The 25,459-nt window shown below is 66.7% G+C and carries 24 protein-coding genes and 1 tRNA gene; 11 read left to right on the top strand and 14 right to left on the bottom strand.

What is annotated here, in order from left to right; all coding sequences use genetic code 11:
* Positions 1 to 25 precede the first annotated feature (25 nt).
* The 4 genes from EV147_RS03115 to EV147_RS03100 all read right to left on the bottom strand — a co-directional run bounded on the left by EV147_RS03115 (position 26) and on the right by EV147_RS03100 (position 3,246).
* Positions 26 to 1,006 carry a beta-ketoacyl-ACP synthase III gene (locus EV147_RS03115; protein ID WP_130389652.1) on the bottom strand — a complete coding sequence of 327 codons (981 nt, stop codon included), beginning with the start codon at positions 1,004 to 1,006 and terminating at the stop codon, positions 26 to 28.
* A gap of 52 nt (positions 1,007 to 1,058) precedes the next feature.
* A complete protein-coding gene (plsX, locus tag EV147_RS03110; protein WP_130389651.1) occupies positions 1,059 to 2,138 on the bottom strand; it encodes a phosphate acyltransferase PlsX in 1,080 nt (359 codons plus the stop codon).
* Positions 2,139 to 2,326: 188 nt separating this feature from the next.
* Positions 2,327 to 2,506 carry a 50S ribosomal protein L32 gene (rpmF, locus tag EV147_RS03105; protein WP_008644820.1) on the bottom strand — a complete coding sequence of 60 codons (180 nt, stop codon included), beginning with the start codon at positions 2,504 to 2,506 and terminating at the stop codon, positions 2,327 to 2,329.
* 122 nt (positions 2,507 to 2,628) lie between these two features.
* The gene (locus EV147_RS03100; protein ID WP_130389650.1) at positions 2,629 to 3,246 is read right to left on the bottom strand and encodes a DUF177 domain-containing protein; all 618 of its coding nucleotides are present in this window, start codon (positions 3,244 to 3,246) and stop codon (positions 2,629 to 2,631) included.
* A 131-nt stretch (positions 3,247 to 3,377) separates the two neighbouring features.
* Between EV147_RS03100 and EV147_RS03095 the strand changes: the two genes are divergently transcribed.
* Positions 3,378 to 3,977, top strand: coding sequence for a Maf-like protein (locus EV147_RS03095; RefSeq protein ID WP_130389649.1), 600 nt, complete (start codon positions 3,378 to 3,380; stop codon positions 3,975 to 3,977).
* Between the two features lie 3 nt (positions 3,978 to 3,980).
* Positions 3,981 to 4,712 (top strand): SAM-dependent methyltransferase, encoded by a 732-nt coding sequence (locus tag EV147_RS03090; RefSeq protein ID WP_130389648.1) that lies wholly within the window; start codon positions 3,981 to 3,983, stop codon positions 4,710 to 4,712.
* 2 nt (positions 4,713 to 4,714) lie between these two features.
* Here EV147_RS03090 and EV147_RS03085 read toward each other — a convergent pair whose 3' ends face one another.
* From EV147_RS03085 to EV147_RS03070, 4 genes are read right to left on the bottom strand one after another with little or no spacing between them, the layout of a single operon-like run.
* A complete protein-coding gene (locus EV147_RS03085) occupies positions 4,715 to 5,881 on the bottom strand; it encodes a S49 family peptidase (protein WP_130389647.1) in 1,167 nt (388 codons plus the stop codon).
* Positions 5,882 to 5,891: 10 nt separating this feature from the next.
* Positions 5,892 to 6,281, bottom strand: coding sequence for a Rieske (2Fe-2S) protein (locus tag EV147_RS03080; RefSeq protein WP_130389646.1), 390 nt, complete (start codon positions 6,279 to 6,281; stop codon positions 5,892 to 5,894).
* Positions 6,274 to 6,933, bottom strand: a complete 660-nt coding sequence (locus EV147_RS03075; protein WP_130389645.1) for an HAD-IA family hydrolase — start codon at positions 6,931 to 6,933, stop codon at positions 6,274 to 6,276. The genes EV147_RS03080 and EV147_RS03075 overlap by 8 nt, the downstream gene beginning before the upstream one ends.
* Positions 6,934 to 6,987: 54 nt before the next feature.
* Entirely contained in the window at positions 6,988 to 7,986 is a 999-nt protein-coding gene (locus EV147_RS03070) for an RluA family pseudouridine synthase (RefSeq protein ID WP_130389644.1), read from the bottom strand.
* Positions 7,987 to 8,963: 977 nt separating this feature from the next.
* Between EV147_RS03070 and EV147_RS03065 the strand changes: the two genes are divergently transcribed.
* The 5 genes from EV147_RS03065 (at position 8,964) to EV147_RS03045 (ending at position 15,920) form a co-directional block, all read left to right on the top strand.
* On the top strand, positions 8,964 to 12,146 hold the full coding sequence (locus EV147_RS03065) for an Rne/Rng family ribonuclease (RefSeq protein ID WP_130389643.1): 3,183 nt from the start codon (positions 8,964 to 8,966) through the stop codon (positions 12,144 to 12,146).
* 239 nt (positions 12,147 to 12,385) lie between these two features.
* Complete coding sequence (gene moaA / locus EV147_RS03060; protein ID WP_130389642.1) at positions 12,386 to 13,510, top strand: GTP 3',8-cyclase MoaA; 1,125 nt, start codon at positions 12,386 to 12,388, stop codon at positions 13,508 to 13,510.
* Positions 13,507 to 14,112 (top strand): molybdenum cofactor guanylyltransferase MobA, encoded by a 606-nt coding sequence (gene mobA, locus EV147_RS03055; RefSeq protein WP_130389641.1) that lies wholly within the window; start codon positions 13,507 to 13,509, stop codon positions 14,110 to 14,112. The genes moaA and mobA overlap by 4 nt, the downstream gene beginning before the upstream one ends.
* Positions 14,113 to 14,160: 48 nt before the next feature.
* Complete coding sequence (moeA, locus tag EV147_RS03050; RefSeq protein WP_130389640.1) at positions 14,161 to 15,444, top strand: molybdopterin molybdotransferase MoeA; 1,284 nt, start codon at positions 14,161 to 14,163, stop codon at positions 15,442 to 15,444.
* A 194-nt stretch (positions 15,445 to 15,638) separates the two neighbouring features.
* Positions 15,639 to 15,920: a hypothetical protein gene (locus tag EV147_RS03045; RefSeq protein WP_130389639.1), complete on the top strand. Its 282-nt coding sequence runs from the start codon at positions 15,639 to 15,641 to the stop codon at positions 15,918 to 15,920.
* 30 nt (positions 15,921 to 15,950) lie between these two features.
* On the opposite strand, the gene EV147_RS03040 is transcribed toward EV147_RS03045, so the two are convergent.
* The 6 genes from EV147_RS03040 to EV147_RS03015 form a co-directional block, all read right to left on the bottom strand.
* The gene (locus EV147_RS03040; protein ID WP_130389638.1) at positions 15,951 to 17,348 is read right to left on the bottom strand and encodes a DNA recombination protein RmuC; all 1,398 of its coding nucleotides are present in this window, start codon (positions 17,346 to 17,348) and stop codon (positions 15,951 to 15,953) included.
* 42 nt (positions 17,349 to 17,390) lie between these two features.
* On the bottom strand, positions 17,391 to 18,386 hold the full coding sequence (locus EV147_RS03035; RefSeq protein ID WP_130389637.1) for a 2-hydroxyacid dehydrogenase: 996 nt from the start codon (positions 18,384 to 18,386) through the stop codon (positions 17,391 to 17,393).
* Positions 18,387 to 18,388: 2 nt separating this feature from the next.
* The gene (locus tag EV147_RS03030; protein WP_130389636.1) at positions 18,389 to 19,819 is read right to left on the bottom strand and encodes a sodium:proton antiporter; all 1,431 of its coding nucleotides are present in this window, start codon (positions 19,817 to 19,819) and stop codon (positions 18,389 to 18,391) included.
* Positions 19,820 to 19,964: 145 nt separating this feature from the next.
* Positions 19,965 to 20,657 (bottom strand): LutC/YkgG family protein, encoded by a 693-nt coding sequence (locus EV147_RS03025; protein ID WP_130389635.1) that lies wholly within the window; start codon positions 20,655 to 20,657, stop codon positions 19,965 to 19,967.
* A 30-nt stretch (positions 20,658 to 20,687) separates the two neighbouring features.
* The gene (gene pncB, locus EV147_RS03020) at positions 20,688 to 21,866 is read right to left on the bottom strand and encodes a nicotinate phosphoribosyltransferase (protein WP_130389634.1); all 1,179 of its coding nucleotides are present in this window, start codon (positions 21,864 to 21,866) and stop codon (positions 20,688 to 20,690) included.
* Positions 21,867 to 21,939: 73 nt separating this feature from the next.
* The gene (locus EV147_RS03015) at positions 21,940 to 22,407 is read right to left on the bottom strand and encodes a hypothetical protein (protein WP_235844589.1); all 468 of its coding nucleotides are present in this window, start codon (positions 22,405 to 22,407) and stop codon (positions 21,940 to 21,942) included.
* Between the two features lie 433 nt (positions 22,408 to 22,840).
* Between EV147_RS03015 and fdxA the strand changes: the two genes are divergently transcribed.
* From fdxA to rpsU, 4 genes are all read left to right on the top strand, one after another.
* Positions 22,841 to 23,164: a ferredoxin FdxA gene (gene fdxA, locus EV147_RS03010; RefSeq protein ID WP_130389633.1), complete on the top strand. Its 324-nt coding sequence runs from the start codon at positions 22,841 to 22,843 to the stop codon at positions 23,162 to 23,164.
* 130 nt (positions 23,165 to 23,294) lie between these two features.
* Complete coding sequence (locus tag EV147_RS03005) at positions 23,295 to 24,398, top strand: NAD(P)/FAD-dependent oxidoreductase (RefSeq protein WP_130389632.1); 1,104 nt, start codon at positions 23,295 to 23,297, stop codon at positions 24,396 to 24,398.
* A gap of 243 nt (positions 24,399 to 24,641) precedes the next feature.
* Positions 24,642 to 24,717, top strand: a tRNA-Asn gene (locus EV147_RS03000).
* A gap of 449 nt (positions 24,718 to 25,166) precedes the next feature.
* Positions 25,167 to 25,379 carry a 30S ribosomal protein S21 gene (gene rpsU, locus EV147_RS02995; protein WP_008648415.1) on the top strand — a complete coding sequence of 71 codons (213 nt, stop codon included), beginning with the start codon at positions 25,167 to 25,169 and terminating at the stop codon, positions 25,377 to 25,379.
* Positions 25,380 to 25,459 lie beyond the last annotated feature (80 nt).

Below are 25,459 nucleotides of genomic sequence, written 5' to 3'. Positions count from 1 at the left end.
CGCGGAATGGCGCACCGGCCGCATATTACATGCGCAGCAGCACCGCGCCCCACGTGAAGCCGCCGCCGACGCCTTCCAGCAGCACGGTCTGGCCGGGCTGGATGCGGCCATCGCGTACGGCCACGTCGAGTGCCAGCGGAATCGAGGCGGCGGACGTGTTGCCGTGCTCGTGGACGGTCGCCACCATGCGCCCGGCCGGCAGGCCAAGCTTGCGGGCCGTGCCCTGCATGATGCGGATATTGGCCTGGTGGGGCACCAGCCAGTCGATCTCGCTGGCCTCCATGCCGGCCGCGGCGATGGCCTCGCGGGCCACCTTGTCGAGCACGGTCACGGCCAGCTTGAACACGGCCTGGCCATCCATGTGCAGGAAGGCGTTGCCCGTGATCGCGCCGCCGGCAACGTTACCCGGCACGCAGAGGACGTCCACGTGGGCGCCGTCCGAATGCATCGCGGACGACAGGATGCCCGGCTCGTCCGACGCCGACAGCACCACGGCGCCGGCACCGTCGCCGAACAGCACGCAGGTGGTGCGGTCGTTGAAGTCGAGGATGCGCGAGAAGACCTCGCTGCCGATCACCAGCACGTTCTTGTGCGAGCCGCTGCGGATGAACTTGTCCGCGGTCGACATCGCGTAGACGAAGCCCGAGCACACCGCCTGCAGGTCGAACGCCGCGCACTGGTTCGTGATGCCCAGCTTTTGCTGCACCAGGCAGGCCGTGCTCGGGAACACGAAATCGGGCGTGGACGTGGCCACGATGATCAGGTCGATGTCCTGACGGTCGATGCCGGCCGCCGCAATCGCCTGCTCGGCCGCCTTGACGGCCAGGTCGCTCGACGTCACGTCGGATTCGGCCCAGTGGCGCGCCGAGATGCCGCTGCGCGAGACGATCCACTCGTCGCTCGTTTCGATGCCCTTCTCGGCCAGCTGCGCCGCCAGCTCGTGATTCGTCACGCGCCGCGGAGGCAGATAGCTCCCCGTACCGATGATTTTTGCGTACTTGGTCATGAAAGTGTCGGATCGTGGTGCTCGGCCGCCTGCCGGCTGCGGCCGATCGGCCTCAGGCGGCCCGCGTGTCGGAATGTGGGTCCGGGGCGTCGGTCTCCGGCCCGCCAGCCGCGGCGCCTGAGGCACCGGACTTGTTGGCGAAGGCCCTGGCGATGCGTTCGATGACGCCATTTCTGGCGGCATCATACCCGCGTTTGATAGCCCACTCAAAGGAATGGGCGTCGGCGGAACCATGGCTCTTGATCACCAGCCCGCGCAGGCCCAGCAGCGAGGCGCCGTTGTAGCGCGCCGGGTCGAGCCGGCGGGCCAGCCGCGACAGCACCGGCATGGCCACGGCCGCCAGCAGCTTGGTGAACCAGGAGCGCGTGAATTCTTCCTTGATCATGCTGCCGATCATCTTGGCCAGGCCCTCGGTACTCTTGAGTGCCACGTTGCCGACGAAGCCGTCGCAGACCACGATGTCGGTCGTGCCCTTGAAGATGTCGTTGCCTTCCACGTTGCCGTAGAAGTTCAGCTCGGAAGCGCGCAGCAGCTCGCCGGCGGCCTTGACCACCTCGTTGCCCTTGATCACTTCCTCGCCGATGTTCAGCAGGCCCACCGTGGGGTGGTCCTTGTGGTCCACCACGGCGACCATGGCCTCGGCCATGCGCGCGAACTGCAGCAGGTGTTCCGGCTCGCAGTCGGCGTTGGCGCCGAGGTCCAGCACCGTGGTGCCCCAGCCCTGTTCGTTCGGGATCGTGGTGGCGATGGCCGGGCGCTCGATGCCCTCAAGGGTCTTGAGCACATAGCGGGAAACCGCCATCAGCGCGCCGGTATTGCCGGCCGAGATACAGGCGCCGGCCTTGCCTTCCTTGACCTGGGTCACTGCCACGCGCATCGAAGAGTCCTTCTTCTTGCGCAGCGCCACTTCCACCGGATCATCCATGGTGATGATCTCGGTCGCCGGGACGATGGTGACGCGCGGGTGATCCGCCGCATGCAGCTTCTTGAGCTGCGCGCCGATAGCGTCGGGCAAGCCGACCAGGATCATCTCGGCATCGTCGTGACTGGAGAGAAAACTGATCGCCGCCGGCACCGTCACGGAGACTCCGTGATCGCCGCCCATGCAGTCGATAGCGAGCTTGATCGTCATTGTTTCCTGATACGGAAAGCGCGCCGGCACCCGCCGCATCGGTCGGGAACGCAACCAGCCGGACGCGCGGATACGCTGCCATGCGGGCGCCGAGCGCCCAACAAAAAAGCGGCAACGCGCTTGCCGCTTTCCTGTCTTACACCTGACAACGTGCGCGAGCGAGACACAGGGTCACGCCAGACTGCCTGTCAGTCGTTCTTGGTCTTGATGACCTTGCGACCACGGTAGTAGCCGTTCGGGCTCACGTGGTGACGCAGGTGCGTTTCGCCGGTGGTCGGCTCGACGGCCAGCGGTGCGACCGACAGGTGGTCGTGCGAACGATGCATGCCGCGCTTGGACGGCGACTTCTTGTTCTGTTGAACAGCCATGATGACTCCTTCGAGAATTTTGCGATATTAACACACGCACCCTGCACGAGGCGTAGCCGGGGCCCGGCTGGGTGCTTGATCCTGCTACCGTGAAGACGAACGTCCGGCCGCGCGATGCGGCGTCAGTGCTTCGTCTTCAGGCCGGCCAGCGCCGCGAAGGGCGACGGCCGCTTTTCTTCCTCGGGCGGAGCCTCGGGCTCCACCTCACCATCCGCGCCGGTCACGAGCGACTCGTGCACGGTCGGACAGACCACATGCTTGGGCGCCGTCGGCAATGCCAGCAGCACCTCGTCTTCCATCAGTTCGAGCATCGAGAACTTCTTCGAGCCAACGATCACGTCGACCTCGTCGTCCTCCATGGATGCCTCTTCCGCCGCTTCCTCGGTCGCCACGACCTCGAAACGCATGTCCGTGGCGATGGGTTCCGCATACACGCCAAGGCAACGCTGGCAATCCAGCCACACCTGCCCCGTTACCGTCACATCGACATAGAGCCGCTGCGTGGCGGGCGCGCCCGGTTCGGCGGCCTCGTCGTGGGCAAAACCGGTCAGCGTGTAATGGAACACCTCGTCCCGGGCCGACGCTGGCGCATCGGCGGCCGTCTCGGCTAAGATGCGCGGCAAATCGCGCACCGCCAGGTCTCCCGCCGCGCTGCCGCCCTTGCGGCAGAAGGCAAAGAGATCGGTCTCACGCAAATCGGGCGCCGCGGCGGAAGCCGCTGGCTGGGTCGGCTGACTCATACGGACGGAATCGGGAAAAATGCCTGGTTTGCCACAACTCGTCGGCAGCGAATGCGCCTGTGCAGCCAAACGCGCGATTATACGGTGAAAATCGCCAGCCCGTCAAAGTATACAAGCCTTTCCAAGCAGACATGACCCCTGACACCCTGCCGCCGCTGATCCTCGGCTCCAGCTCGCCCTACCGCCGCGAACTGCTGGCGCGGCTTCGCATCCCTTTCCAGACCGCCACGCCCGACATCGACGAAACACCGATGCCGGGCGAGGCACCCGAGGCCACCGCACTGCGCCTGTCGCGCCTCAAGGCCGAGGCGATTGCCGCGCGCCATCCGGGCGCGCTCGTGATCGGCTCCGACCAGGTCTGCACGCTCGACGGCCAGCAAATTGGCAAACCCGGCAGCCACGACAAGGCGCTGGCGCAGTTGCGCCTGATGCGCGGCCGTTCGGTGACCTTCCATTCGGCACTCTGCCTGCTCGACAGCCGTACCGGCGTGGCCCAACTGGCCGATGTGCAGACGCATGCCACGTTCCGCGACCTGTCCGATGCCGAACTCGACGCCTACCTGCGCATCGAGACGCCCTATGACTGCGCCGGCAGCGCCAAGGCCGAGGGCCTGGGCATCGCGCTGCTCTCCCGCGTGGAATCCGATGACCCGACTGCGCTGATCGGCCTGCCATTGATTGCGCTGACCGGCATGCTGCGCCAGGCGCGCTACCCGTTTTTTGGAGTTTGAGCGATGCCGGGCACCCTGTTCCTGATTCCCAATACGCTGGGCAAGCGCGACGAGGCCGATCCGGTCCTCGATGTGATCCCGGCCGGCGTGCAGCAGATTGCGGCACGGCTCGACTATCTGGTGGCCGAAAACGCCAAGACCGCGCGCGCCTTCCTGAAGAAGCTTGGCGAAACGAGTCCGCTGGCGCACGCGATCCAGCAGATCGAGATCCGCGAACTCAACGTCAATACCAAGGCGAACGAGCTGGCCGCGCTGCTCGATCCCATCGCCGCGGGCCGCGATGGCGGACTGCTCTCCGAAGCCGGCGTGCCGGCCGTGGCCGACCCCGGTGCCGACCTGGTGCGCCTGGCCCACACGCGGGGTGTGCCGGTCAAGCCGCTTGTGGGGCCCAGTTCGATTCTGCTGGCGGTGATGGCGTCCGGGCTCAATGGCCAGAGCTTCGCCTTCAATGGCTACCTGCCGGTGGATGCCGGCGAGCGCATCAAGAAACTGCGCGAACTGGAACACCACTCGCGCAAGGCCCGCCAAACCCAGGTCTTCATCGAGACGCCCTACCGCAATGCCGCCCTGCTCGACGCGCTGCGCCAGCATTGCGCCGGCACCACGCTGCTGTCGATCGCGGTGGACCTCACGCTACCCACCGAGACCATCGTCACGCTGCCGGTCTCGGCCTGGCGCCCCGACCGGCTGGCACTGCAGAAGCGCCCGGCGATCTTCTCGCTGCTGGCGCAATAGCCTTACCGTACCGCCGGCGCGGCCGCGTTCAGCAGCATGACCTTCATTGCCGCGGAACCCATCGCCGCGCCGAACCGCTTGGCCACGCGCTCGGCGATGTTTTCCTTGACCGTGTAGTCGACGATGTCTTCGGCCTTGAGCACGTCGCGCGCCACGTAGTCGGCGCTGCCCAGCCCATCGGCCAGGCCCAGTTCCACGGCGCGCTCGCCGGACCAGAACAGGCCCGAGAACAGCTCCGGATCGTCCTTGAGCCGATCGCCGCGCCCTTCCTTCACCACGTTGATGAACTGCTGGTGAATTTCCTTGAGCATCGTTTCCGCGTACGCCTTCTGGCGCGGCACCTGCGGCGAGAACGGGTCGAGCATGCCCTTGTTGGACCCCGCCGTGTAAAGCCGGCGCTCGATGCCAAGCTTGTCCATCAGGCCGGTGAAGCCAAACCCGTCCATCAGCACGCCGATCGAGCCCACGATGCTGGCCTTGTCGACATAGATCTTGTCGGCGGCCGCCGCCACGTAGTAGCCGCCCGACGCGCAGATTTCCTCCACCACCACGTAGAACGGCTTGTCCGGATACGTCTTGCGCAGCCGCGCGATCTCGTCGTTGATGATGCCCGCCTGGACCGGCGAGCCGCCCGGCGAGTTGATCTTGAGGATCACGCCGGCGGCCGTCGCATCGGCAAAGGCCGCCTGCAGCGAGGCATTGATCGATTCCGCCCCGGCCGGCGTGCCGGCGGCGATCTCGCCTTCGAGCGTGACCATGGCCGTGTGCCGCCCCGACGTGCTGGCGATACCGTCGCCCTTGAAGTCGAACACGGCGAAGAGGATCAGCGCGAAAAGGCCGAGGAAAACCAGCCGGAAGAAAATCTTCCAGCGGCGCGCCGCGCGCTGTTCGCGCAGCGTGGCCATCAGTACCTTTTCGAGCACGTCGCGCTCCCAGCCGCCAGCGCTGCCCCCCACGGGCGCACCGCCCTTGCCGCTCTTGCCGGCAATGCGGGCGCGGCGATCCTCGGCCTCGCGGCGGGCCGACGCCTCGCTGTCGGCCAGTTCCTGCTCCAGCGGATAGTCGGCACGGCCCACGGTTTCCAGCCGTTTGCTGGGGGGCGTGCCGTCAGGCGTCTGCCCAGGTTGACCCGGTTGATCGGACATCGGCGGTTTCTGCTGTTCTGTCATGCAAATGGACTCAGGCGTCGGGCGGCAAAAACGGCGCTTCGGGGAGCCAGTAGACCGCCCCCTCGCGTTCCTCGATACGGAGTTTGGCCAGCGCGGCGCCCCGGCAAGGGCCGCCCACGCAGAGGCCGGTGTCTGGCGCATAGGTTGCGCCATGTGTCGCACACATCAAGTATAGGCCCGCGCTGTCGAAAAACTGCCCCTCCTGCCAGTCGAGCTCCATCGGCACATGGGCGCACTGATTCAGGTAGCCGTGGGCCACTCCGTCATAGCGCACCACGAACGCGCCAACCTCGCGGCCATTGAGCGATACCGCAAAGCGCACGCCCGCGCCGCCGTCGGCCAGCGCCGCCGTGTCGCAGAGCCGGCGCGGCGCGAAAAAGTCGCCCATGCCGTCAGGCATTCGCCAGCAGCCAGTCCTGCAGGTCGGCGATCGACGTGGCGCAGTGCACCGGCGACATCGCCCGCAGCGACTCGGCCGGGTGCGCGCCATAGCACACGCCGAGCCCCTGGGCTCCGGCATTGGCCGCCATCTGCAGATCGTGCGTCGTGTCGCCGATCATGACGGTCCGCTCGATCTCCTGGCCCAGCTCGCGGGTCAGCTCGTGCAGCATCGCCGGGTGCGGCTTGGAGAACGTCTCGTCGGCGCAACGCGTGGCATCGAACAGCTTGCCCACGCCGGTACTGGCCAGCGCGCGCTCCAGGCCCACGCGGGTCTTGCCGGTGGCCACGCCGAGGAAATAGTGCTCTGCATGCAGCGCCTCCAGCATCTCGCGCGCCCCGGGGAACAGCACCAACTCGGCGTCGCGGGTCAGGAAATGGAAGCGGTAGCGGTCGGCCAGGCGCGGATAGTCGGCCGGATCGAGCGTCGGCACCGCGTACGACAGGGCGTCCTTGAGGCCAAGGCCGATCACGTGGCTGGCGGCGCTGTCGTCCGGCACGGGCAGGCCCAGATCCCGGCTGGCCAGCTGAATGCACTTGGCGATGGTGGGCGTGGAATCCATCAGGGTTCCATCCCAGTCGAAGACGATCAGGTCGTAGCGCTGCCTGGCCATTGCAGTCCTTGGTCGATGCGGTGAGTTAAAGTGGCGTTAAGGGCGCTTTTAGCTTCAGGCGCCGTCGCCCTGCCCCAATTGTTGCAGAAATTCAACACACTCGGCAGGAAGCGGCGCAGAGACCGTCATCGGCTCGCCCGTATTGGGATGCACGAGCGTCAGCCGGTGCGCGTGCAGGAACATCCGCTTGATGCCGGGACGGGCACCGCTGCGCGCAAGTGACTTGTTCAGCGCAAAATCGCCGTACTTGTCGTCGCCGACGATCGGGAAGCCGGTGGACTGCAGATGCACGCGGATCTGGTGGGTCCGGCCGGTCTTGAGTTCGGCCTCCAGCAGCGTGTAGCCCTCGAACGCCTTCACGCGATTGAACACCGTATGCGAAGCCAGCCCGTCAGCTTGCACCCGGACGCGGCGCTCGCCATCGGCAGTACTGTATTTATATAGAGGGAGCTTCACGTGCTGCCGCGCGTTCTGGAATTCGCCCACCACGCAGGCGTAGTAGCGCTTGTCCATGGCATTGCCGCGAATCTGCTCGTGCAGATGTACCAGCGCCGAACGCTTCTTGGCCAGCACCAGCACGCCCGACGTCTCGCGGTCCAGCCGGTGCACCAGTTCCAGGAACTTGGCCTCGGGCCGGGCGCGGCGCAACTGTTCGATCACGCCGAACGCCACGCCCGAGCCGCCGTGCACGGCCACGCCTGCCGGTTTGTCGATGACCAGCAGGTGGGCGTCCTCGAACAGCACCGGAAAATCGCCCGCGGGCACGTGCTGGCCGGCATCGGCAGCCTTCTCGGCCACGCGCATGGGCGGAATGCGAACCACATCGCCAAGCTGAAGCCGATAGGTAGCGTCTATGCGCCCCTTGTTCACACGCACCTCGCCCGAGCGCAGCACGCGGTAGATATGACTCTTGGGAACCCCTTTGGCGACCTTCAGCAGGAAGTTGTCGATGCGCTGACCCTCGGCGCTTTCGTCGATCGTGACATACGCCACCTGGAGCCCGCTGGGACGCACATGCGGCTCCGTTTCAATTTGATGGCGTAACTCATTCATTTTCAATATAATTTCCCGGCTGTTGCTGGCCAAGGACCGGCAACGCGCGACGTGTGTAAGCGATGTTTTGCGCGAAACCCGGATCGTGATGCCCGCCTTTGTCATGGCAGGCCGGTACGGCGCCGTGCGGGAAACACCAAGCCTTGTCTTGGGTAGTCCCACCAGTATCCGCGCGGAATTCCGCATTTTACACTTCGGGTTGCCATCGACCCGGCCAGTCTCCCGTCATTGCGTACCCCGCAGGCGCCGGATTGGCGAATGGTGGCAAACAGCAGCACGCACGCGCCGCGCCGGCACGCAGGAAGTCGCCCAGAGGCGCCTTCGGCAAACAGCCGGCCGACACGTGGAAACAGAGTGTTCAGGCAGAAAAGAATTCAATGCGGATGCCGCTGCATGGCATCCGTAACGGTGAGAGAAGACCGCCCGCACCGGGAACCGGTGCCGGCCCGGCAGGCAACCCTGCCAATCCGCCTGGAGTATCGGCCGCGACTTGCCGCCCCATGCCGTGCCACGGCAAGGCGGCACTGGCGCCCGGACGCAGAACGCCAAGAAGCAGCGGCGCGCCCGAATGCGGCAACAGGTGGGATTGGCTCGGCATGCCATGCCGCGTCCGGATTGTTTGCTCTTTGACGCGTCCTGGCCATCCCGGCCCGGCAGCGATGGGTAGCGCAGGCTGTTGCCACACGGCACGCCCCGCGCCCGTCGCCGGCCCGCCGGCATCCGCCAGAAGTCGCTGCATCGGGAGCAGGCCCATTTGCCCTCTCCCGGCCCAGCGGACCGCCCGCACCGTTCGCGGGGCGGCCAGAACGCCGACAGCCTCTCCTTTCACCCGCGCCCAGCCGGCCGCGTTGCACACGCGTCGGCCATTTCCGGCAATTCTCCCGTCCTCGCTCTCTTTCCTCGCGTGCTCCCTGGACCGTCGCGGGCATGATCCACACATGACCCGGTCTCCCGCGACACTGGAGTGAGGTATTGCGATGAAACGCATGCTGTTCAACGCGACGCAACAGGAAGAACTGCGCGTCGCCATCGTCGACGGTCAGAAACTGATCGATATCGACATCGAGGCTGCCGGGCGCGAACAGCGCAAGGGCAACATCTACAAGGGCGTCATCACCCGTATCGAGCCCTCGCTGGAAGCCTGCTTCGTCAACTACGGCGAAGAGCGCCACGGCTTCCTGCCGTTCAAGGAAGTGGCCCGCGCCTTCTTCAAGGACGGCGTGGACGTGCGCAACGCGCGCATCCAGGACGCCCTGCACGAAGGCCAGGAACTGATCGTCCAGGTCGAGAAGGAAGAGCGCGGCAACAAGGGCGCGGCCCTGACCACGTTCATCTCGCTGGCCGGCCGCTACCTGGTGCTGATGCCCAACAACCCGCGCGGCGGCGGCGTGTCGCGCCGCATCGAGGGCGAGGACCGCCAGGAACTGCGCGAGACCATGGCGCAGCTGCAGGTGCCGGAAGGCATGAGCATCATCGCGCGCACCGCCGGCATCGGCCGTGCCGCCGAGGAACTGCAGTGGGACCTGAACTACCTGCTGCAACTGTGGAAGGCCATCGACGGCGCCGCCGGCGACAACAAGGCCCCGCTGCTGATCTATCTGGAATCGAGCCTGGTCATCCGTGCCATCCGCGACTACTTCCAGCCCGATATCGGCGAGATCCTGATCGACACCGACGAGATCTACGAGCAGGCCCGCGCCTTCATGAGCGTGGTCATGCCCGACAACATGAGCCGCGTGAAGAAGTACCGCGACGACGTGCCGCTGTTCTCGCGCTTCCAGATCGAGCACCAGATCGAGTCGGCGTACTCGCGCATGGTCATGCTGCCCTCGGGCGGTGCCATCGTGATCGACCATACCGAAGCCCTCGTGTCGGTTGACGTGAACTCGGCCCGCGCCACCAAGGGTGCGGACATCGAGGAAACCGCGCTGCGCACGAACCTGGAAGCAGCCGACGAGATCGCCCGCCAGTTGCGCCTGCGCGACCTGGGCGGCCTGATCGTGATCGATTTCATCGACATGGAATCCGGCAAGGCCCAGAAGGACGTGGAAACGCGCCTCAAGGACGCGCTGCGCCACGACCGCGCCCGCGTGCAGATGGGCAAGATCAGCCGCTTCGGCCTGATGGAACTGTCGCGCCAGCGCCTGCGTCCTTCGCTGTCCGAAGGCTCGCACATCACCTGCCCGCGCTGCAATGGAACAGGTCACATCCGCGATACCGAATCGTCCGCCCTGCAGGTGCTGCGCATCATCCAGGAAGAGGCGATGAAGGAAAACACGGCCGCCATCCACTGCCAGGTGCCGGTGGAAGTGGCCGCTTTCCTGCTGAACGAAAAGCGCCAGGACATCAACCTGATCGAACTGCGCTTCAAGGTCAATGTGCTGCTGATCCCGAACAAGCATCTGGAAACGCCGCACTACAAGCTCGAACGCCTGCGCCACGACGATCCGCGCCTGGAAGACTCGACCGCCAGCTACCGGATGGCCGAGGCCGCCGCCAAGGAACTGGAAGCCGACACGAGCTACAGCAGCCGCAAGAAGGAAGACGCGCGTCCGCGCCAGGAAGCCGCGGTCAAGGGCATCACGCCCGACGCCCCGGCACCGGTCTCGGTGCCGCGCGCCGAGCGCGCCCCGAAGACGGAACCGGCCGCCGCACGTCCCGTGCCGGCCACGCAGCCCGTGACGGGCGGTGGCATCGTTGCCTGGCTCAAGGGCCTGTTCGGCGCCAGGCCGGCACCGGCCCCGGTGGCCGAGCCGGCCAAGCCGGCGGCCGATGCCCAGGCACGCGGCGAAGGCCGCCAGGGCCGAGGCGAACGAGGCCCGCGCGGTGAGCGCGGCGAAGGCCGCCAGGGCCGGGGTGAACGCGGCGAGCGCGGCGAGCGTGGTGACCGTGCAGAACGCGGCGAGCGTGGTGAGCGTGGTGAGCGCCAGGGCCGCGGCCAACGCGGCGAGCGTGCCGAGCAAGCGCGTGGCGAAGGCCGCGAGCAGCGTGAACCGCGCGAGGCCCGCGAGCCGCGTGAGGCCCGGGAGCCGCGTGAACAGCGCGAAGCCCGCGAGCCGCGCGAGCCGCGTGGCGAGCGCCAGCCGCGCGCCCCGCGCGAAGGCCAGGCCACGCCTGCCATCGCCCAGGGCGACCGGACCGAAGGCCGCCAGGAAGGCCGCCGCGAGCGCAACCAGGAGCGCCGCGAGCGTCAGCGCGATCGCCAGCGTGAGCGCGCCGAGGGCCGTGAGGCCGACGAGGCACTGCCGGTCGAAGGCGCTGCCCCGCAGACCGCTTTCGAAGCCGCCCAGGCTGCTCCGGCATTCGCCGCGGCCGAGGCTGTCAGCGAAGCCGTGAGCGCCCTGCCCGCGAACGCCGATGGCGTTGAAGCCGTCGAGGGCGCGGAAGGTGCGGAAGGCGAGGAACGCCGTCGCCGCAACCGTCGTGGCCGCAACCGTTATCGCCGCGAACGCGAGGACGGTGCGCAGAACCTCGAAGTCAACGAAGGCAACCTCGCGGAAGTCAGCAGCGGCGTGACGGAATCCGAGTCGGATTCGGAAGTCGCTGCCGCACCGGCTCCGGTGCAGCAGGCCGAGCCGGCCCCGGCTACCGCCGTGACCCGCGTGGAGCCTGCCGTCGAGGCGTCCGTGGCACCGGTGGCTCCGGCCCCCGTGGCCCAGCCGGCCGAGCCCGTGTTCGCCGCCGTGGCAGCGCCGCAGGCCGAAGCCGTGGTGCCGCCCGCGCCGGCCTACGTCGAACCTGCGCCGATCGCCGCACCGGCACCGGTCGAGGTCCCGGCCGTTGCCACGGCTCCGGTCGTGGCCGAGCCGGTCATCGTCACGCCTGATGTGTCGCCCGCGCCGGTTCCGGCCGTGGAAGCCGCTCCGGCCGTTACGGCCGCTCCGGCCGCTCCGGCTTCCGCTCCGGTGGCTGCCCCGGCAGTGACCGAGGCCGCGCTCGAGCCGATGCTCGAAGCCGCCGGCCTGCAGTGGGTGCACACCGACACGAGCAAGCATGCTGCGGCGCAGGAAGCAGCCGCGCGCATCGCTCCGGCACCGCGTGTGCAGCGCGAGCGCAAGCCGCTGCCGCCGCTGCCGCAAGGCCCGATGATCCTGGTGGAAACCGGGGGCAAGGCCGGTGGTGACGCCGAGGCTCAGCAACAGCAACAGCAGCAGCAGTAATCCGCTGCAGTTGTGACGAGAAAGGGACGGCCATGCCGTCCCTTTTTCATTCCGCACGCCGCCCGCCACGATGCGGCGCAAAGGCCGGCGCTGTACTCCCCTGCCCGGCCGCCAACTGTATTGCGGTCGCCACAGCACCGCGCACGTCGCCCTGCCGCTTGCGGCTAGAATGGCAGCAGACGCCGCACCGTACCCCACCGCCGGACCCCACGGCGGGACGGACGCGGCCAGACCCTGCCATGACCGACACTGTCATCCCGATCTTCGACATGCGCGACCATCGATACAAGTCGATGGTGCCGAGCATCCCCGCGCGCCTGGCGGCGCCGACCGGGCTCGTCGCGGATACGCGCGGACGCCCGCTGCACGACCTGCGGATCTCGGTCACGGACCGCTGCAACTTCCGCTGCGTCTATTGCATGCCGAAGGAAGTGTTCGACAAGGACTACACCTTCCTGCCCCACTCCGAACTGCTGAGCTTCGAGGAAATCGAGCGCGCGGCCCGGTTGTTCGTGGCGCAGGGGGTCGAGAAGATCCGGCTGACGGGCGGCGAGCCGCTGCTGCGCAAGAACATCGAGCGCCTGATCGAGATGCTGGCGCGCATCGAGACCGTCTCCGGCAAGCCGCTCGACCTGACGCTGACCACCAACGCCTCGCTGCTGGCCCGCAAGGCGCGGTCGCTGCGCGACGCCGGCCTGAGCCGCGTGACGGTCAGCCTGGATGCCATCGACGACACCACGTTCCGCAAGATGAACGATGTGGATTTTGCCGTGCGCGACGTGCTGCACGGCATCGAGGTGGCCCAGGCCGTGGGCCTGGCGCCGATCAAGGTCAACATGGTGGTCAAGCGCGGCACCAATGACCAGGAAATCGTACCCATCGCGCAGCACTTCCGGCACAGCGGCATCATCGTGCGCTTCATCGAGTTCATGGATGTGGGCGCCAGCAACCACTGGCAGATGGACGAGGTCCTGCCTTCGGCAGACATCGTGCGCCGCATCGACGCGGCATTTCCGCTGGAAGCGCTGTCGGCCAACTATTCAGGCGAGACCGCCGAGCGCTGGCGCTACCGTGACGGCGGCGGCGAGATCGGCGTGATTTCGAGCGTCACCCACGCGTTCTGCGGCGATTGCAGCCGCATCCGGCTATCCACCGAGGGCCGGCTCTACCTGTGCCTGTTCGCGACCGAAGGCTACGACCTGCGCGCGCTGCTGCGCGGCGGCCACAGCGACCTCGCAATCGGCAATGCCATCGCCCAGGTCTGGCAGGGCCGTGGCGACAACTACTCCGAGCAGCGCAGCAACCCGGACGTCCGCGCGGCGCGGGCCGAGCGCAAGATCGAAATGTCCTACATCGGCGGATGATCGCGCGCGACGACATCACCGGACTGATCCTCGCCGGCGGGCGCGGCAGCCGCATGGGCGGTGTCGACAAGGGGTTGCAGCCGTTCCAGGGCCAGCCGCTGGTGCGCCACACGCTCGCCCGGCTCGCCCCCCAGGCCGGCACCCTGCTGATCAGCGCGAACCGCAACGCGGACACCTATGCCGCGCTGGGCCTGCCGGTGATCCACGACGATCTGCCCGGCTTCGCGGGGCCGCTGGCGGGCATGCTGGCCGCGCTGGCGCAGTGCCGCACGGGCTGGATGGTCACGGCGCCCTGCGATACCCCGTTTCTGCCGCTCGACCTCGTGGCTCGCCTGGCGCGCGCGATCGAAGCCGAGGGTGCCGATCTCGCCATTCCGCTGGTGGAGGAGGCGGACGGCCGGCAACGCCTGCAGCCCGTGTTCTGCCTGATGCCGGCAACCGCCGCGGCCAGCCTGCGCGCCTATGTGGAAGCCGGCCACCGCAAGATCGAAACCTGGGTGACCGCGCAACGGCTGGCGCGGGTGCCATTCGACGACGCCACGGCCTTCTCCAACATCAACACGCTCGACGAACTGCGCGCGCACGAGGTGCCGCGCCCCTGAACCGACCCGGCCGAATCCGAAGATTCCGCCGGCCCCACTCCATCCCGCATGCCTTCCCTGCAATCCGTCATCTCCTGCCTGTCCGACTACGACCCCACGGCGCTGCCCGTTTCCCGCGCCACGGCCATCATCGGCGACGTGATCGAGCCCGTGCGCGGCATCGAGCAACTGGCGATCCGATCGGCGCTGGGCCGCGTGCTCGCGCACGATGTGGTATCGGCCATCGACGTGCCGGCCCACGACAACTCGGCCATGGACGGCTACGCGTTTGCCGGCGCAGCGCTGGCAGCGGGTCAGGACGTTGTGCTCGACGTGGGCGGCACGGCCTTGGCCGGCAATGCCTTCGCAGGTGCACCGCAGGCCGGTCAGGCTGTCCGCATCATGACCGGCGCCGTCATGCCGGCCGGTTGCGACACTGTGATTCCACAGGAACTCGTAGAAGTACTATGTGATGGCGCGCAGGTCCGCTTCGGCACCGATGCCGTCCGGGCCGGCGACAACCGCCGGCTGCGGGGCGAAGACCTCGCCGTGGGCCAGGCCGCGTTGCGCGCCGGGCGCGTCCTTACCCCGGCTGACCTGGGCCTGCTGGCCTCGCTGGGCGTGGCAGAAGTGAAAGTACGGCGGCGCCTGCGCGTGGCGTTCTTCTCCACCGGCGACGAACTGCGCTCGATTGGCGAGCCGCTCGACGCGGGCTGCGTCTACGACTCGAACCGCTACACGCTGCACGGCATGCTGCAGCGGCTCGGCGTGGACCTGATCGACATGGGCGTGGTGCGTGACGAGCCGGCCGCCATGGAGGCCGCCTTCCGCAGCGCCTGCGAGAACGCCGACGCGATCATCACCTCGGGTGGGGTGTCCGTGGGCGATGCCGACTACACCAGACAGATCATGGCGCGCCTTGGCGACGTCAGCTTCTGGAAGATCGCCATGCGTCCGGGCCGGCCAATGGCATTCGGACGCATCGCCTCGGGCGGCCACGAGGCCGTGCTGTTCGGCCTGCCTGGCAACCCGGTGGCCGTGATGGTCACGTTCTATCAGTTCGTGCGCAGCGCGCTGCACCGGCTGATGGGTGCCGACGTGGCGCCGCTGCCGCAGTTCCGGGTGCCGAGTGCCATGCCGATCCGCAAGCGGCCGGGGCGCACCGAGTACCAGCGCGGCATCGTGGCGGCCGGCCCCGACGGCAACCTCGAAGTCCGCCTGACCGGCCAGCAGGGCTCGGGCGTGCTGCGCTCGATGAGCGAGGCCAACTGCTTCATCGTGCTCGGCCACGACCAGGGCGCGGTGGCGGCCGGCGATCCGGTCAGCGTGATGATGTTCGACGGACTAATCTGAGGGCCTGGGCGCAAGCCGGAGGCGACGGCGGGTGTGACGGACGGGTGTCGTATTTGCGCCGCACTCTGCGCGGAAAGCGAACGCCGTTTCCCGAAATGCATCGTCCGCCAGTCGGCCACTCTATGCGTCGCAGATCGCAGTCGCTACACTTGCAGCACGAAAATCCCGAATCCCCCAACATTGTGTCTGTCGTCATGAACCAGGAGATCGCGTACCTCCACCCCGTCAAGACAGCCCGCGCGCTGGTGCTCGTGTATCTGTGTTTCTCGGTGCCAATCGTCGCCATGGGCCTGTTCGTGGCGTTCGTGCGCTACGGCGACCTGCCGGGCATCGCCGTCTTCACGGCCCTGATCCTGAACGCCCTGATCGGCTTTGGCCTGCTGTGGCTCGGCTGCCGCGCCTATAACTGGGTGGCCGCCCGCTTCGGCGGCATCGAGGTGCACGTGCGCGAACTGACCCCGGAAGACCGCCAGTAACACGCTCCGCCTGTCCGGACCGCCCCGATGCTAGATCAGGCGGTCCTCCTGCCCTGCCCCACGCTCGGGAGCCACGGCTGACTCCATCGCCGAATCGCCAGTTTCGTTGCCTGCTTCCGCTTCATCAGGCACCACCGGCCCCGACGTCCCCAGCAACTGTTCCGCCAGTTCCCCCGGCAACGCCTCGACCGTGCGCAGCTTGCGCTCCATCTGGCGCGTACGCACCTCGGCCTGTTCGATATTGCGCGCGGCCCGCACCAGCGTATCGCGCGTTTTAGCCAGCACCTCGCCGAACTTGCCGAATTCGGTCTTCACCGCCCCCAGCACTTCCCAGACTTCGCTCGACCGGCGTTCCAGCGCCAGCGTCCGGAAGCCCATCTGCAGGCTGTTCAGCAGTGCCGTCAGCGTGGTCGGCCCGGCCACCGTGACGCGAAAATCGCGCTGCAGCAGGTCGGTCAGTCCGGGGCGGCGCAGCACCTCGGCATAGAGCCCCTCGGTCGGCAGGAACAGGATCGCGAAGTCGGTCGTGGCCGGTGGAGACAGGTACTTCTCGGCAATGCGCTGCGCCTCGCGCTTCACCGCCGTTTCCAGTTCGCGGCTCGCCGCCTGCGCAGCCTCGGCGTCGCCCCGCTCCTGCGCGTCGATCAGCCGTTCGTACTGCTCCTTGGGAAACTTGGCGTCGAGCGGCAGCCAGACCGGCGCCGCGCCCGCGTCGCGTCCCGGCAGCCGGATCGCGAACTCCACCCGGGCGCCCGAGTTGCGCACCGTCTCGACATTCTTGCCGTACTGCTCCGGCGTGAGCACCTGTTCGAGCAGCATTTCAAGCTGTACTTCCCCCCACGTGCCGCGCGACTTCACGTTGGTCAGCACCCGCTTCAGGTCCCCCACGCCCTGCGCCAGCATCTGCATTTCGCCCAGCCCACGATGGACCTGCTCCAGCCGCTCCGACACCAGCTTGAACGATTCGCCAAGTCGCTGTTCGAGCGTGGCGTGCAGCTTCTCGTCCACGGTACGTCGCATTTCCTCCAGTTTCGCGGCGTTGTTGGCTTCGATATCTCGCAGCTTCTGTTCGAGCGTGGCGCGCACGTCTGCCAGCCGGCGTTCATTGGCCTCGGACATCTGCGCCAGTTGCTGCTGCTGGACCGTGGCCATGCTCGTCAGTTGCGACGACAACTGCTGCTGGAAGCGCAGCATGTGCTGGCCCGCCTCGCCGCGGCTGCCACGCGCCATCTCGGCCAGTTCCAGCCGCAGGTCGCGATCGAGCCGTTCCAGCCCGCGTGCCGTGTCTTCACGGATATCGTCGCGCAGGTCGCCGAGCATCGGCAGCAGATCGGCGGAGGTGTTGCGCGACTGGCGCACGAGCAGGACGGCCAGCAGCAGCACCGCCACGAGGGCGGCGGCCAGCGTGAGCCACGAAATCAGAGGCATGACAGCAACGGAGGGAGAGATCAGGAGATCACCGGCGCAACATCAACGACGACGCGGCAGCACATCGGGGTTGATCACGGTTGGCGGGTGGCCGGCCTGCGGCCCGAGATCGAGCGCAGCAATCAGGTTGTCCGCCGCGAGGTTGGCCATGGCGCGACGTGTCTTCTCGGAGGCGCTCGCGATATGCGGCGTCAACACCACATTCGGCACGGTCAGCAGGTCGGGATGCACGCTCGGTTCGCCCTCGAACACGTCGAGGCCAGCGCCGAAGATCGTGCCGGCCCGCAGCGCGGCGGCCAGCGCCGCGTCGTCGACGATGCCGCCGCGCGCCAGGTTCACCAGCGTCGCGGTCGGTTTCATCTGTGCCAGCTCGGCCGCGCCGATCGCGTGGTGGCTCGCCGCGCTGTACGGCAGCACCAGGATCAGGTGGTCCGACTGCTGCAGCAGTTCGGCCTTGCTGACATAGCGCGCGTTCAGTGACTGCTCCACGTCGGCCGGCAACCGGCTGCGGTTGTGATAGATCACCTGCATGTCGAAGCCCGCGGCGCGCCGCGCCAGCCCCTGCCCGATGCGGCCCATGCCGAGGATGCCAAGCGTGCTGCCGTGCAGGTCCATGCCCACCAGCATGTCGTAGCTCCAGCGCTCCCACTTGCCGGCGCGCAGGTAGTGCTCGCCCTCGGTCACCCGGCGGGCCGTCGCCATCAGCAGCGCCCAGCCGAAGTCCGCCGTGGTCTCGGTCAGCACATCGGGGGTGTTGGTCGCCACGATGCCCGCCGCCGTCAGCGCCGGCAGGTCAAGGTTGTTATAGCCCACCGCCATGTTGCACACCGCCCGCAGTTGCGGCAGCGCGGCCACCACCTCGCCGTCGATGCGGTCGGCGGCGTTGGCCAGCACGCCGGCCTTGCCGGCCAGCCGCTGGCGCAGCGCCGCGGCATCGAGCACGAGATCCTGCTGGTTGTCGTCGACGTCGAAGTACTGCGAGAGACGTTCGATCACGTCGGGAAAGATGGCACGGGTGACCAGGACAGAGGGCTTCATGGCTATACGTGGAAGAAAAGGAACGTCATCACGAGGAACAGCGGCACCAGCACGGCACAGGAATACGCCATGTAGCCGAAGAAGCTCGGCATGCGCACGCCGCGGCTTTCGGCAATCGCCTTGACCATCAGGTTGGGGGCGTTGCCGATGTAGGTATTCGCGCCCATGAACACGGCGCCGGCCGAGATGGCCGCCAGCGTGGAGGCGTCGCGCGTCATCAGCGTGGCGGCATCGCCGCCGGCCGTGTTGAAGAACACGAGGTAGGTCGGCGCGTTGTCGAGGAACGACGACAGGATGCCGGTGGCCCAGAAGTACATGCTGTCGATCGGCTGCCCGTTGCTGTCGCTGACGGTGCGGATCACGCCGGCGAACGCGCCGTCGGTGCCGGCCTTGAGCATGGCAATGACCGGGATGATCGTCAGGAAGATGCCCGCGAACAGCTTGCCGACTTCCAGCATCGGCTCCCAGTTGAACTCGTTGCCGCTGCGCGCCGCGCGCGGCGTGACGACCAGCGACACGATCGTCACGGCCACCAGCAGCACGTCGCGCGCCAACGCCGGCAGCGGCACCTCGGTGCCCATCACGTCGAACGCGGTGCCGGGCTTCCAGAGCCCGCTCATCAGCACCAGACCCACCACGGCCAGCAGCAGCACGAAGTTGACCTTGCCAATGATGCGGATGCCGGTGGAGTCCGGCGTGGGATCCTGCGAGCGGTGCAGTTCCTCTTCCCGGTTCTGGAAATAGTGCCGGTCCACGAGATAGAACAGGCCCAGCAGCACCACCCAGATGAACAGCGTCTCGGGCAGGATGTTGCGCAGCGTCCAGGTGAATTCCACGCCCTTGAGGAAACCGAGGAACAGCGGCGGATCGCCCAGCGGCGTCAGCGCCCCGCCGGCATTGGCCACGAGGAAGATGAAGAACACCACCACGTGCGCCACATGCTTGCGGTTGTCATTGGCGCGCAGCAGCGGCCGGATCAGCAGCATCGCCGCGCCCGTGGTGCCCATCAGGCTGGCCAGCACGGTGCCAAGGCCAAGGATCGCCGTGTTCAGCTTCGGTGTGCCGTGCAGGTTGCCCTGCACGCAGATGCCGCCCGCCACCACGTAGAGCGCGGTCAGCAGCACGATGAACGGAATGTACTCGGCCAGCAGTGCGTGCACCGTGCTGGTGGCGGCCGCGTGCCAGCCGAACTGTGCCGCGAACGGGCCCAGGAACAGCAGGCCCCAGACCAGGGCGATCTTGCCGTAGTGGTGGTGCCAGAACTTTGGCGCGAACAGCGGGAACAGGGCAATCGACAGCAGGATGCCGGCAAAGGGCACGCCCCAGGCGGCCGACAGCGTGGCGCCGTCGACGTCCGCCGCCCGCGCCCACGCGGGCGACAGCAGCGTCGCGGCAATCAGAATCTGGGGAAGCAGCGTGGTGACACGTCGCATCGAACGGTAACTCCTATCTCGCGGTGACGACAGGCGCGCGCGTCCGGGGTCTCACCGGGGCGTTGGAACGTCAGCGCGCTACGAAGCGGCCAGTGTAAAGCAAAGCCCTGTGAGAAAGGTCTCAAAGTGCGGCGTCGGGCGCAGCTCAGCCGCCCTCATCGCCCACCAGCACCACGTGCACACGATACGGCCCATGGGCCCCGAGCACGATGGTCTGCTCGATGTCGCCCGTGCGCGACGGCCCGCTGATGATGTTGGTGGCACGCGGCAACTGGCCATGCTCGGCCCGCATCCGCGCGAACGCCGCTTCGAGATTGGCGACGATGCGCGGCACCGGCACCACGGCGATATGCGTCTCGGGCAGCAGCGCGGCCGAGGCATAGGTGTCCGGCCCCGACAGCAGCATCAGCGAGCCGGTCTCGGCGATGGCGGCGAAGCATCCGGTGATGCCCACCAGATCGCCATGGTCGTGGTCGGCCTGCGCATCGCGCAGCGGCGGCCGGCACTCGACGCTCAGCCCTTGCGCAGCCCACGGCAGATCGCCGAGCGCGGTCCAGGCCACGGCGCGGCGGGACAGTTGCAGGCCGTCGAGATAGCGGGCGACCGCCGCCGGCACGTCTGACAGCATGGCCACGCGATCCACCGTGGAAGCCATCTTCTGCGCCTGTACCGTGAACGCTTCGGCCAGCCCCGCCGTGATGGCCGGCTGGGGGCCTTGCGGATGACGTTCGAGATAGTCGGCCACGGCGGCGCGCTCGCCCTCGGTCACGCTGGCACCCCTGCCCTGGGCGGCACGGATGCGGGCGAAGATACGGTCACGGGCGGCGTTGGTTTCCATGGCGTCCTGATATTTTGGCGTTTTTACGAGTCAATGACCGGCCTTGACCTCGAACACCTGGCGCAGATAGGACAGGTAGCCGGGATCGTCGCACATGGTCTTCTCCGGGGTGTCGGACAGCTTGGCCACCGGCTGGCCGTTGCAGCGGACCATCTTGATCACGATCTGCAGCGGCGTGTAGCCCAGGTCGTTGGTCAGGTTGGTGCCTACGCCGAAGGCCAGCTTGCAGCGGTGGCGGAAGCGCTCGTACAGCTCGATGACCTTCGGGATATGCAGCGCATCGCTGAAGATCAGCGTCTTGCTGCGCGGATCGACGCGGTTGGCCGCATAGTGAGCCAGCATGCGCTCGCCCCACTCGAACGGATCGCCCGAATCGTGGCGCACGCCGTCGAACAGCTTGCAGAAGTAGAGGTCGAAATCGCGCAGGAACGCGTCGAAGCCGTAGGTATCGGACAGCGCGATCCCGAGGTCGCCCCGATACTCGCGCGCCCAGTTCTCCAGCGCGTAGACCTGCGAATCGCGCAGCCGGGGGCCCAGCGCCTGGCAGGCCTGCAGGTACTCGTGCGCCATGGTGCCGAGCGGCGTCATGTTGTGCAGCCGCGCGAAATGGACGTTGCTGGTGCCGGCCAGTTGCGGTCCCAGGATGCGGCGCATCGACAGCAGCACCTCCTCCTGCCAGTCGCGCGAGAAGCGGCGGCGCGTGCCGTAGTCGGCAATCACGCAGTCGGTGTATTGCGGCACCTTGAGCAGGTCGAGCTTCTCCTCCAGCCGGCGGCGCCCTTCCTGGAGATCGGGCTGCGGCTGCGTGCGGCGGAAGTACACCTCGTTGACGATGGCCAGCAGCGGAATCTCGAACAGGATCGTATGCAGCCACGGGCCGCGGATCGTGATATCGATCTCGCCATGGCCCGATGCCGACGGCTGCACGACCACGTACTTCTCGTTCAGGTGGAACAGCGCGAGGAAGTCGACGAAATCGCTCTTGATGAAGCGCATGCCGCGCAGGTAGTCGAGTTCGTCGTCGGTAAAGCGCAGCTGGCACAGGCTGGCCAGTTCGGCGCGGATCTCGTCGACATACGGCGTCAGGTCGACGCCTGCGTTGCGGCACTTGAACTTGTACTCGACCTGCGCCTGCGGAAAATGGTGCAGCACCACCTGCATCATCGTGAACTTGTACAGGTCGGTGTCGAGCAGGGAACGGATGATCATGGCTGGGGGGCTGCGGTGTCAGGCCACCATGCTAACCGAAAGTCACGCGATGGTTCGCGCCAACCGCGGGCCCTCAGGCGCCGTCGAGCCCCGGCAACGCCGGGCGGGGCCCCGACTGCACGCACCAGAGCCGCCGCCCCGTGCCATCGGCGCAGGTGACCAGCGTGGCCCGCCCGCGCGGCACGGCCGCCGGCAGCGGCTCGGCAAAGCTGGCCGAGCCGACGATGATCCGCTCCTGGTAGACGGCCTGCCCCGCGCGGTCGAAGCGCAGCACCTGCACCAGCCCATCGGGCGCCGGCTGCAGGCCCTTGTCGCATGGTACGAAGCCGTCGCGGCCGCAGTTGGCCATCGCCACGCCGGCGGGCACCCGTTCCACGCTGAAGCTGTCCCATTCGAACGCGGTCAGCGACCCCAGCGCCACAGGCTGGTCGGTCCGGGCCCGCCAGGCCACGAGCCGGGACACCACGCTGCCAGCCATGTCGTCGACACCCGGCGTGGACCCGGGCGCCGGCTGGCCCAACGCCGGGCTGCCGCCAAGCATCAGAAATGCGGCGCAAAAAGCACTCAACATACGGATCAAGGTACGGACCGCCATGGTCGTCATCTCCCTCTCGGTGCTCCAGCAAGGCGCCAGAAGCCACGCATCAGACATGGGAATAGTAGCCTTTCCGCCTGCGGGCGGGTCCGCCGAACCGCCGGAGACCGGCCCCGTGCGCCGGTTTCGGCGCCAGATGCGGCGGAAACTAATAAAGAAATAAGAAAACTATCTGACCCGGCTATATAGAGTCGCTATCCTTGCGGAGTGGCTCGGCTACAATATCGGTCTTTGAAAGGCCACGGCCCCCGTTCGCCCCCAGTTATACCGATTGACACGCGCGGCGTGCGTCGCGTAGCGGACAACTCGCGCGAGCGGTGGCAAGAAGCGGCCCTGGACAAATCCCCATCGAAGACCGATCCGTTTTTCTGGAACCGAAATGACTCACGTTGTCACCGAAGCCTGCATCCGTTGCCGTTACACCGACTGCGTTGATGTGTGTCCGGTCGATTGTTTCCGCGAAGGCCCGAACTTCCTGGCCATCGATCCCGACGAGTGCATCGATTGCGCCGTGTGCGTGGCCGAATGCCCGGTGAACGCGATTTACGCCGAGGAAGACGTCCCCGGCGACCAGCAGGAATATATCGAGCTGAACGCCGAACTGTCCCGTAGCTGGCCGTCCATCACCAAGACCAAGGCCCCGCTGGCCGAGGCCGAGGAATGGAAGGACGCCACCGGCAAGCTGCAATACCTGCAGCGCTAAGAAGACCGACGCGGCCCGGCCGCAGCCACCGGCACGCGCCGGACCGGCCGGCCAGCGTCACAGAAAGCCGTCCCCACGCGCTTTCCCGTAATACCGGGCACGCCATTGCCCCCAACGTATCAGGACGAATATGGACTTGAGCATTCCAAATCCCGTGGCCGACGCAACGCAGCAGGCCGGCGGCAACACCGGCGGCCAGCCGCTGGAAATCGATGCGCTGATCGTCGGCGCCGGCCCGGTCGGGCTGTTCCAGGTGTTTGAACTGGGCCTGCTCGAAATCAAGGCCCACGTGATCGATTCGCTCAAGGTAGTGGGCGGCCAGTGCGTGGAGTTGTATCCGGACAAGCCGATCTACGACATCCCGGCCGTGCCCATCTGCACGGGCCAGGAACTGACCGACAACCTGCTCAAGCAGATCGAGCCGTTCTCGCCCACGTTCCACCTGGGCCAGGAAGTTTCCGTCGTGGAGCGCCGCGAAGACGGCCGCTTCTTCGTGGAAACGTCGCTCGGAACCCGCTTCATCACCAAGACCATCTTCATCGCCGCCGGCGTGGGCTCGTTCCAGCCGCGCACGGTGAAGGTCGAAGGCATCGACAAGTTCGACGGCAAGCAGCTGTTCTACCGCGTGAAGGACCCGAGCCGCTTCCACGGCCGCAACCTCGTGATCGTGGGCGGCGGCGATTCGGCGCTGGACTGGACGCTGGACCTGGTCGGCAAGGCCGAATCGGTGGTGATGATCCACCGCCGCGACGGTTTCCGTGCCGCACCGGCTTCGGTGGCCAAGATGCGCGAGCTGTGCGAACAGATGGAAATGCAGTTCCTGGTTGGCCAGATTGCCGGCTACGAGGAAAAAGACGGCGTCCTGACCGAAGTGAAGGTCACCGGCGGCGACGGCGTGACGCGCCGCCTGCCCGTGGACGACCTGCTGGTGTTCTTCGGCCTGTCGCCGAAGCTCGGCCCGATCGCCGAGTGGGGCCTGGACCTGGAGCGCAAGCAGATCAAGGTGGATACCGAGAAGTTCGAGACGAACATCCCGGGCATCTTCGCCGTGGGCGACATCAACACGTATCCGGGTAAGAAGAAGCTGATCCTGTCGGGCTTCCACGAGGCCGCCCTGGCTGCGTTCGGCGCCGCGCCGTACATCTTCCCGGACAAGAAGATCCACATGCAGTACACCACCACCTCGCCGAAGCTGCACAAGGTGCTGGGCGTGGAAACGCCGGTGTTCGACTGAACGTTTTGACAGCGTCGCAAAAAAATCGCCTCCGGGCGATTTTTTTGTTTGCACAAATCAAAAAGCTGGCTATAATGCGGCCTCGCTGTTGAACACGGCAACGCGGCAAAAAGGCGGAAACGCTTGCTGCAGGCGGGTTCCAAGGCGAACCAGAGTTTTTGCTACAACTGCTGACGAAAACAAAACGTTAAAAAGTTGTTGACGAAACGAAGAGAAGCTGGTTATAATTTCTTTCTCAGCTGTTCCCCGATAGCTCAGTTGGTAGAGCGCCGGACTGTTAATCCGTAGGTCCCTGGTTCGAGCCCAGGTCGGGGAGCCAAAAAATTCAAGACGAAGGCCGATGCGAAAGCATCGGCCTTTTTCTTTGTGCGCCGCCGCCCGTCCATTGGCTGCGCGCCCTCCCGCGCGATGCGACGGTGGCGCCGCCACACTCCCTCCCCTTGCCCCCGGTTCTGCGGTAGAATAGCCGATTGCCCTGATGTACTTGACTGACCTCCGGTATACCTGTAAAAGCTTACCGGCGTATTTCTTGCGCAATATCCACGGAAACAGGTAGTCCGCCAAGTTTTTACCTAGCTAGGAAAATTTGGCCCGTCACCCCTGACACTAGCAGTACGGATTTCGGTCCGCAGCGGTTCTAGGGGGCGCACCGCGGCATTCGCCGATGCGTGCGATTACCACCGTCACGGAAGGCTCCGGAGCCCGACGTGGCACGTTTCCCCTCTATGAACCCTCCGCCCTTGTGGCGGCCAATCCTGAAGGACTGAATTGACTAAGATCGTTCTGAAGCCGGGCGAGCCCGTTGAAGTTGCAATGCGTCGTTTCCGTCGCGCCATTCTGCAGACTGGCCTGATCGTGGAACTGAAGAGCCGCACCGCCTACGAAAAGCCGACGACTGAGCGCAAGCGCAAGAAGAAGGCTGCCGAGGCCCGCCTGCGCAAGCGTCTGCGCATGCAAATGCTGCCGAAGAAGCTCTACTGATTCGCGCATTGCCATAAGAAAACCGCCAGTTCGCTGGCGGTTTTTTTTCGCCTGGCGTCCGGGAATGGAATGGAGAGACT

Origin of the sequence: Cupriavidus agavae (assembly GCF_004217045.1) — a bacterium.
GTDB classification, from domain to species: domain Bacteria; phylum Pseudomonadota; class Gammaproteobacteria; order Burkholderiales; family Burkholderiaceae; genus Cupriavidus; species Cupriavidus agavae.
Note: the sequence above shows the minus strand (reverse complement) of the source record. Positions and strands in the feature narration are given on the sequence as shown.